Annotated in this window: 7 protein-coding genes; 5 read left to right on the forward strand and 2 right to left on the reverse strand. The window is 68.5% G+C overall.

Going from position 1 to position 7,559, the window contains the following annotated elements; genetic code table 11:
* On the forward strand, window positions 1-987 hold a 987-nt coding region (locus VSO01S_RS25305), incomplete at its 5' end, for a DNA polymerase Y subunit UmuC family protein (protein ID WP_068645536.1).
* Window positions 980-4,321 carry an error-prone DNA polymerase gene (locus tag VSO01S_RS25310; protein ID WP_068645537.1) on the forward strand — a complete coding sequence of 1,114 codons (3,342 nt, stop codon included), beginning with the start codon at window positions 980-982 and terminating at the stop codon, window positions 4,319-4,321. The genes VSO01S_RS25305 and VSO01S_RS25310, both read left to right, overlap by 8 nt.
* 23 nt (window positions 4,322-4,344) lie before the next feature.
* Here VSO01S_RS25310 and VSO01S_RS25315 read toward each other — a convergent pair whose 3' ends face one another.
* Entirely contained in the window at window positions 4,345-4,797 is a 453-nt protein-coding gene (locus VSO01S_RS25315) for a GSU2403 family nucleotidyltransferase fold protein (RefSeq protein ID WP_153305436.1), read from the reverse strand.
* A gap of 249 nt (window positions 4,798-5,046) precedes the next feature.
* On the opposite strand from VSO01S_RS25315, the gene VSO01S_RS25320 reads away from it, so the two are divergent.
* The 3 genes from VSO01S_RS25320 to VSO01S_RS25330 all read left to right on the forward strand — a co-directional run bounded on the left by VSO01S_RS25320 (window position 5,047) and on the right by VSO01S_RS25330 (window position 6,643).
* Window positions 5,047-5,778 (forward strand): hypothetical protein, encoded by a 732-nt coding sequence (locus VSO01S_RS25320; protein WP_068645539.1) that lies wholly within the window; start codon window positions 5,047-5,049, stop codon window positions 5,776-5,778.
* Window positions 5,779-5,851: 73 nt separating this feature from the next.
* Window positions 5,852-6,049, forward strand: a complete 198-nt coding sequence (locus VSO01S_RS25325) for a hypothetical protein (protein ID WP_153305437.1) — start codon at window positions 5,852-5,854, stop codon at window positions 6,047-6,049.
* A gap of 21 nt (window positions 6,050-6,070) precedes the next feature.
* Window positions 6,071-6,643, forward strand: coding sequence for an NADPH-dependent FMN reductase (locus VSO01S_RS25330; RefSeq protein WP_068645542.1), 573 nt, complete (start codon window positions 6,071-6,073; stop codon window positions 6,641-6,643).
* Here VSO01S_RS25330 and VSO01S_RS25335 read toward each other — a convergent pair.
* Window positions 6,588-7,559: DUF4434 domain-containing protein (locus VSO01S_RS25335; protein ID WP_068645541.1), on the reverse strand; the 972-nt coding region annotated here is incomplete at its 5' end. The two genes, VSO01S_RS25330 and VSO01S_RS25335, sit on opposite strands and share 56 nt — an antisense overlap.

The following is a 7,559-nucleotide window of genomic DNA, read 5'->3' on the forward strand; positions in this document are numbered from 1 at the left end:
GGCCTCGCGCGGCGCTTCGGTGCCGGGCTGCGCAACGCGCTGGACATCGCCTGGCAGCTGCGGCCCGACAGCCATGCCTGGCTGTCGCTGCCCGACGTGTTCGAGCAGAAGCTGGAGCTGCCCGCGCTGGCCGAGAGCGCGGGCGAGCTCATGTGGTCGGCCAACCGCCTGCTGTCGGCGCTGCAGATCTGGCTGCGCATGCGCCAGCGCGGCGTGCGCGCCTTCGAGCTGCAATGGACGCTCGACCTGCGGCGCGTCAACGGCGTGGACCTGCCGCGCACCGAGCAGGTGGTGGTGCGCACCGCCCAGCCGGTGCAGGACATGGCGCACCTGCGCCGCCTGCTGTCCGAAAAGCTCGCCCTCACCACGCTGGGCGCGCCGGCCAGCTGGATCCGGCTGCGCTCGCTGGAAACCGACCCCCTGGCCGGCGCCAGCGCCAGCTTTTTGCCCGAGGACAACCGCAAGGGCGACAAGCTGCACGAGATGGTGGAGCGGCTCAGCGCACGGCTGGGCCCGCAGCAGGTGCTGGTGCCCGCAACGCGCGCCGACCACCGGCCCGAGCAGGCGCAGGACTGGCAGCCGGCGCTGCGCGGCGGCAGCTTCACGGCGATTGCGCCGTCGAAGATGCAGGACGCCGCCGTATCCGCGCCGGGCAGAAAGCCCAGGGGCGCGGCCGCCTTGCCCGACCGCCAGCCCGACGCCCTGTACCCCGGCTGGCTGCTGCGCGAGCCGGTGCTGCTGGCCATGGAGGGCGAGCGGCCTTGCTACCACGGGCCGCTGCGCAAGCTGGTCGGCCCGCAGCGGGTGGAGGCCGGCTGGTGGAGCCACGGCGGACAAGAAGATGGCGAGGGCGGCCACTTGGCGGTGCGCGACTACTACATTGCCGAGAGCCCCGAGGCCGGGCTGGTGTGGATCTACCGCGAGCGTTCGGCCGCCAGCTTTGCCACCGGCGAGGTGCGCTGGTACCTGCAGGGGCTGTATGCCTGACTCCAGCGCCAAGCAGCGCCAGCCCGTGGCGGTGCAACCCTTGCCCCACCGCGCCGGCCTGCCGGGCGGCCTGCCCGACTATGCCGAGCTGCACTGCCTGAGCCATTTCAGCTTCCAGCGCGGCGCCTCCACGCCCGAAGACCTGGTGCAGCGCGCCTACCAACTCGGCTATTCGGCGCTGGCCATCACCGACGAATGCTCGGTGGCCGGCATCGTGCGCGCCCACGTGGCCCTGCGCGACCTGCCGGGCCAGCTCGCTGCGTATGAAAAAGAGCATCCGCAGGAGCCGCCCATTCCGCGCAACCCCGGCTTCCGGCTGCTGTACGGCAGCGAGTTCGACTTCGGCCGCTTCAAGCTGGTGGTGATCGCCAACGACACCGAGGGCTGGGGGAACCTGTGCGAGTTCATCACCGCCGCCCGCAATACCGAGCTGCCCAAGGGCGACTACCGCGTGAGCTGGGAAGGCAGCGACGTGGCCTCGCTGCAGCATTGCCAGGTGCTGCTGGTGCCGCATCGCCGGCCGGGCGAGGGCGTCGACACCGCTGCGCTGCAGAAGGACCTGGCGGCCGCCCGCGCGCTGTACGGCGGCAACCTGTGGCTGGCGGTGGAGCTGTTCAACGAACTCGACGACGACCTGCACCTGATGAACCTGGTGCAGGCCGGCGAGCAGGCGGGCGTGCCGCTGGTGGCCGCCGGCGACGTGCACATGCATGCCCGCTCGGTCAAGCCGCTGCACGACGTGCTCACGGCCGTGCGCCAGGGCAAGACCGTGGCCGAATGCGGCTTCGCCCTGCAGTCCAATGCCGAGCGCCACCTGCGACAGCGCATGCGGCTGGCCGAGATCTACCTGCCGGACATGCTGGCCAACACGCTGGTGGTGGCGGATCGCTGCCGCTTCGATCCCGAGGTGATCCGGGAGAACTACAAGTACCCGCTGGAAACCGTCGGCGCGCAGGAGTCGCCTTCGCAAGCCCTGGCGCGCAAGACCTGGGAAGGCGCGCAGGAGCGCTATCCCGGCGGCATTCCGGACAAGGTGCGGCTGCAGATCGAGAAGGAACTCGCGCTCATCCACGAGCTGGAGTACGAGATGTTCTTCCTCACGGTGGACGACATCGTGCGCTTCGCGCGCTCGCAGAACATCCTGTGCCAAGGCCGGGGTTCGTCGGCCAACTCGGCCGTGTGCTTCTGCCTGGGCATCACCGCCATCGACCCCGACAAGGGCACGCTGCTCTTCGAGCGTTTTCTCAGCCGCCATCGCAAGGAGCCGCCCGACATCGACGTCGACTTCGAGCACCAGCGGCGCGAGGAAGTCATCCAGTACATCTACAAAAAATACGGACGCGAGCGCGCCGCCATTGCCGCCGTGGTCATCTGCTACCGCGCGCGCAGCGCCCTGCGCGACGTGGGCAAGGCCATGGGCGTGGATGAACGGCTGGTGGACGAATTCGCCAAGGACCACTACTGGTTCGACGACGTGGTCTCCGGCGACCAGCTGCGCACCGCGGCCGAACGCGCGGGCGTGCAAGAGGACGAATTCAAGCTGGTGCAATGGATCGAGATGACGCAGCGCCTGCGGGGCTTTCCGCGCCACCTCAGCCAGCACGTGGGCGGCTTCGTGCTGACGCATACCAAGCTCACGCGGCTGGTGCCGGTGGAAAAGGCGTCCATGAAAGACCGCTCGGTCATCCAGTGGGAAAAGGACGACCTGGAAGCCATCGGCATGCTCAAGGTGGACGTGCTGGCCCTGGGCATGCTCAGCGCCATCCGGCGCGGGCTCGAGCTGATGAACCACTGGCGCGGCACCGCGCTGCAGATGTACCAGGTGCCCAACGACGACCCGAAGGTGTTCGACATGATCTGCGAGGCCGACACCATCGGCGTGTTCCAGATCGAGAGCCGCGCGCAGATGTCGATGCTGCCGCGCCTGAAGCCCCGCTGCTACGAAGACCTGGTGATCGAGGTGGCGATCGTGCGGCCCGGCCCCATCCAGGGCGGCATGGTGCATCCCTATCTCAAGGCGCGCGAGCGCATCGCCAACGGGCTTGAAATCCATTACGAGAAGGATGAGCTGCGCTGCGCGCTGGAACGCACGCTGGGCGTGCCGATCTTCCAGGAACAGGTGATGCAGATCGCCATGATCGCGGCCCGCTTCAGCGCCGACGAGGCCGACCAGCTGCGCCGCGCCATGGCCGCCTGGAAGCGCAAGGGCGGGCTCGACAAGTTCCACGACAAGCTGGTGCAGGGCATGGTCGCCAACGGCTACAAGGCGTCGTTCGCCGAGGCCATCTTCAAGCAGGTGATGGGCTTCGGCGACTACGGCTTTCCCGAAAGCCATGCCGCCAGCTTCGCGCTCCTGGTCACGGTGAGCAGCTGGCTCAAGCACTACGAGCCGGCCTGCTTCCTGGCGGCGCTGCTCGATGCGCAGCCCATGGGTTTCTACAGCCCCTCGCAGCTGGTGCAGGACGCGCGGCGCCACGGCGTGGAAGTGCGGCCGGTGGATGTGAACCACAGCCGCATCGAGACCACGCTCGAAGCACGCGCCGGCGATGCGCCGCGCATGCCGCCCGGTACCAGCGCGCGCTATGCCGATCGGCTGGGCCGCGAGAACCAGCCGGCGGTGCGGCTCGGCCTGAACCGCGTCGGGAGCCTGAGCGATGCGGGCGCCCAGCGCATCGTCGAGGCGCGCGCCCAGGGGCCGTTTGCCAGCACCGAAGACCTGGCCCTGCGCGCCGAGCTGGACACGCGCGACATGGGCGCGCTGGCCGCGGCCGATGCGCTGGCCTCGCTCTCGGGCCATCGGCGCCAGCAGGTGTGGGATGCCACCGCGCAGCGTCGCGCGCCGGCCCTGCTCAAGGGCGTGCCCATCGACGAGGCGCCGCTGGCGCTGCCGGCGGCGAGCGAGGGCGAGGAGATCGTGGGCGACTACGGCTCGCTGGGCCTGACCTTGCGCAGCCATCCGCTGGCGCTGCTGCGCCCGCGCCTGGCGCGCATGCGGCTGTCCAATGCCGCGCAACTGCACGACCTGCCCAGCGGCCAGTCGGTGCGCGCCTGCGGCATCGTCATGGGCCGCCAGCGCCCCGGCACCGCCAACGGCACCATCTTCGTCACGCTGGAGGACGAGACCGGCAACGTCAACGTCATCGTCTGGCAGAGTGTGGCGCAGGCGTGGCGCGAGCCGCTGCTCAAGGCCAAGCTATTGGCGGTGCAGGGCACCTGGCAGCGCGACACCGACAGCGGCGGCCAGGTGCGCCACGTGGTGGCCACCGGCTTCAAGGACCTCACGCCGCTGCTCGGCCGGCTGGCCGAGAGCAGCAGGAGCCGGGACTTCCATTGAGCGCTTGGCCGATGCCTGCAACTTCAAGCCCCATCGACACGCCGTTCGTACTGCGGCATGTAGTTGGCCACCAGCGTTCTCACCAGTTCGGCCTGAAGCGCATCCTTCGAACTCTTGAGCGGGTCACGATTCGGCATCGTTGCCAGCGTTTGCTTGACGGCAGCAAAGTCCAGCGGATGCATCGTGTGCATCATCGCCATGTCGCCCGCGGTAGAGACCACCATCTGGTCGAATCGCGGCGCGTTGAGAATCCGTTCAGCCGTCGACGCCTGGGCTGCCCAGATGTCATCTTCGGAGTCGCTCAATCCCAATGGATGCGGATCGTCGTCCTTGGCGACGCGGCGAATCACATCGACCTCGAAGCCGGTGCTGTTGCGTGCGGTTTCCATCTGGTCGCCCAGCCGTTCGAAGGACTTGTCGCGATTCGTAGACTTTGCGCGTTTGATCGGATTCGGGTCCCAGGGATTTTTGAGCACCCTTGGGACTCGTTCGAATGAGGTAGCGGGCACCAGCGACTTCCCGCCAAACCATGCCGCCACGCACCTGGTCCTGCAGTTTCCTGACCCGCCGAAACTCCTTGAAGACGGCTTCCGCGTCGATGTACTTTGAAAACCTAATGAAATCAACAACTTCAATGTATCTCACCGGTCTTCACGAATCGCTTTGAAAATGATTAAAAATCAACAGGTTAAGGGATCAAAGCCTCACTGCGAGCTTCTCGCGCGATGACCGACATCCCTTTCACCCGCCACCACGCCCGCCGCCTGCGCGAGATGTACCGAAGCGCCGGCTGGCCCTGCTGCGACGGCATCGAGGTCGAACTGCTGGCGGCCGGCCTGCTGGAGCGCGTGCGTTCGGGCCAGGGACACGAAACCCTGCGCGTCACCGACGCCGGCATTGCCCGAATTGCCGACACCCTGGGCAGCAACCGTGCGGTGATGACGGCGCATGAGGCGCTGGTGGAGCAGGTGGCGCGCGAGATGACCCGGGCCGGGCGCATCGCCTGGCGCGGCCTCATGCTGCGCGCCCGCGTGCCGGGCGGCGCCGACGGCGAGGCGCCGCGCTGGTGCATGGCCAAGCCCGATGTCTTTTCCATCCGCAACACCAGCGTGGAGGCCTATGCGCATCCCATCGTCCACGAGATCAAGGTGCGCCGCGCCGACTTGTTGTCGGACCTGAAGAAGCCCGACAAGCGCGCCGCTTATCTCGACCTGGGCGGCGAATGCTGGTACGTGCTGGGCTGCGACGCGCGCGGCCGCCCGATCGCGCGGGCCGACGAAATCCCGGCCGAATGCGGCGTGCTCGTGGCCTGCGAAGGGCGGCTGACAGTGGAGCGCGCCGCCCAGCACCGCGAGCTGGAGCGCCTGCCGTTCCAGGTGTGGATGTCCTTGGCCAAGGCGCAGCCGGTGCCGGGTTTCGATGACGACGTGCAGGGCCTGCTCAGCGGAGAGAGCTAGGGCGAAAAGATGGCGGGTTAGGACCAATGACAAATGGACACATTGGCCGAAAGTAATGACAATGGGTTACATCATGTCTCAAGACCGCAACCCTTATTACGACTCCGCACGCCACAAGGTCGACAAGTCCGAATTCGCCTCGCTGCGCATGGACCTCCCGCCCGCCCGACAGCGTTCATCGGGTGGCGCCACCGGCCTCGTCAAGATCGTGGTCTGGGTGGTGGCGCTGGTGGTCATTGCCGCCATCGCCAAGCGCTTCCTGTTCACGTAATTGCCCTCTATGCTCCGGCCGATGACAAGACTCATCGGCATTTCCGGATCCCTGCGCCACGCATCCTTCAACACCGCGCTGCTCAACGCCGCCATCGAACTGGCGCCGGCCGGCTGCGAACTGGTGGCGGGCACCATTCGCGGCATTCCGCTGTACGACGGCGACGTCGAGGCGGCGGAAGGCATTCCGCCGGCGGTGGCCACGCTCAAGGACCAGATCGCCCAGGCCGACGGCCTGGTGCTGTTCACGCCTGAGTACAACAACGGCATTCCCGGCGTGTTCAAGAACGCCATCGACTGGCTCAGCCGGCCGCCCAGCGACAGCGCGCGCGTGTTCGGCGGCAAGCCGGTGGCCGTGTGCGGTGCCTCGCCCGGCGGCTTCGGCACCATCCTCAGCCAGGCCGCCTGGCTGCCGGTGCTGCGCACCCTGCAGGCCGATTTCTGGTCGGGCGGGCGCCTGATGGTGGCGCGTGCCAACACCTTGATGGATGCCGAAGGGCGCCTGGCCGACGAGGCCACGCGCACGCGCCTGGCGGCCTTCATTGCCGACTTCGCGGCTTTTGTCCGGTCGCGGGCGGGCTCGGCTCGGGCGTAGGCGCCGGCAGCATCCCTTTCATCCGCTGGTTGAGCGAGAACATCACCGAGGCCTGCCGGCCGGTGCTCGCGCACCAGAGGGCCGCGCGGCGGGCGATGGTGGCTTCGTCGCTCGGCTCGAAGCGCGGCGGCTGGCCTTCGGCGCGGACTTCGTCGAAGCTTTCCAGCAGCCCACGCCAGGCGGCGGGGGGGAGGGCGCGGGCGATCTCGCGCAGGTACTCGGCGGTGCGCTCTTCGCTCAGGCGGCCGGTGCCCAGGCCGTCCTGCACCAGCCAGATCACACCGCTGGCGCGGTGCATGTTCAGCAGCATGCGGGCGAACTCCCTGGGCGTGCTGGCGCCCGAGAAGAACGCGCTGGCATAGACCGGCGCCGCGTCCATGCCCGGCGCCAGCGAGGCGATGCCGCCCGTCATGGCCGACAGGAAGGTGCGCAGCATGCGCTGGCGGCCGGGGCTGCGCCAGTTGAGGTCGTCGATTTCCTGCGGCAGGTACCAGCCTTCCACTTCCAGCGGCGGCGGACGCTGCACGATCTGGCGGGCCTGGGCGAGCGAACGGGTGCGCGTGGCCGCCAGGTGCGCGCGCAAGGCCGAGTCCGACTGCTGCAGCGCACCGTAGTAATCCTCGGCCATGTGCAGGCCGGCCACCAGCTTCAGGCCGGTGCCGCGCCAATGCTGCAGCCCGCTCGCCAGCCAGCCCATCTGCTGCTGCCGCGGCCAGAACTCGTAGCTGCCGTAGCTGGACCATTGCAGCAGCACGTGCGTGTAGTTCTGGCGCACGAGTTCGCGCCCCAGCGCCTGCCAGCCTGCTTCGTCAAGTTCGCCGTGGCGCGCCCAGGGCTGCCAGATGATGCCGCGCTGCGAGGGCAGGGCGCATCGAGCCGGCGCCGAGCCGGGCGGCTGGGCAGCACGGGCGCCGAG

The organism is Variovorax soli NBRC 106424 (genome assembly GCF_001591385.1).
GTDB classification, from domain to species: Bacteria; Pseudomonadota; Gammaproteobacteria; order Burkholderiales; family Burkholderiaceae_C; genus Variovorax; species Variovorax soli.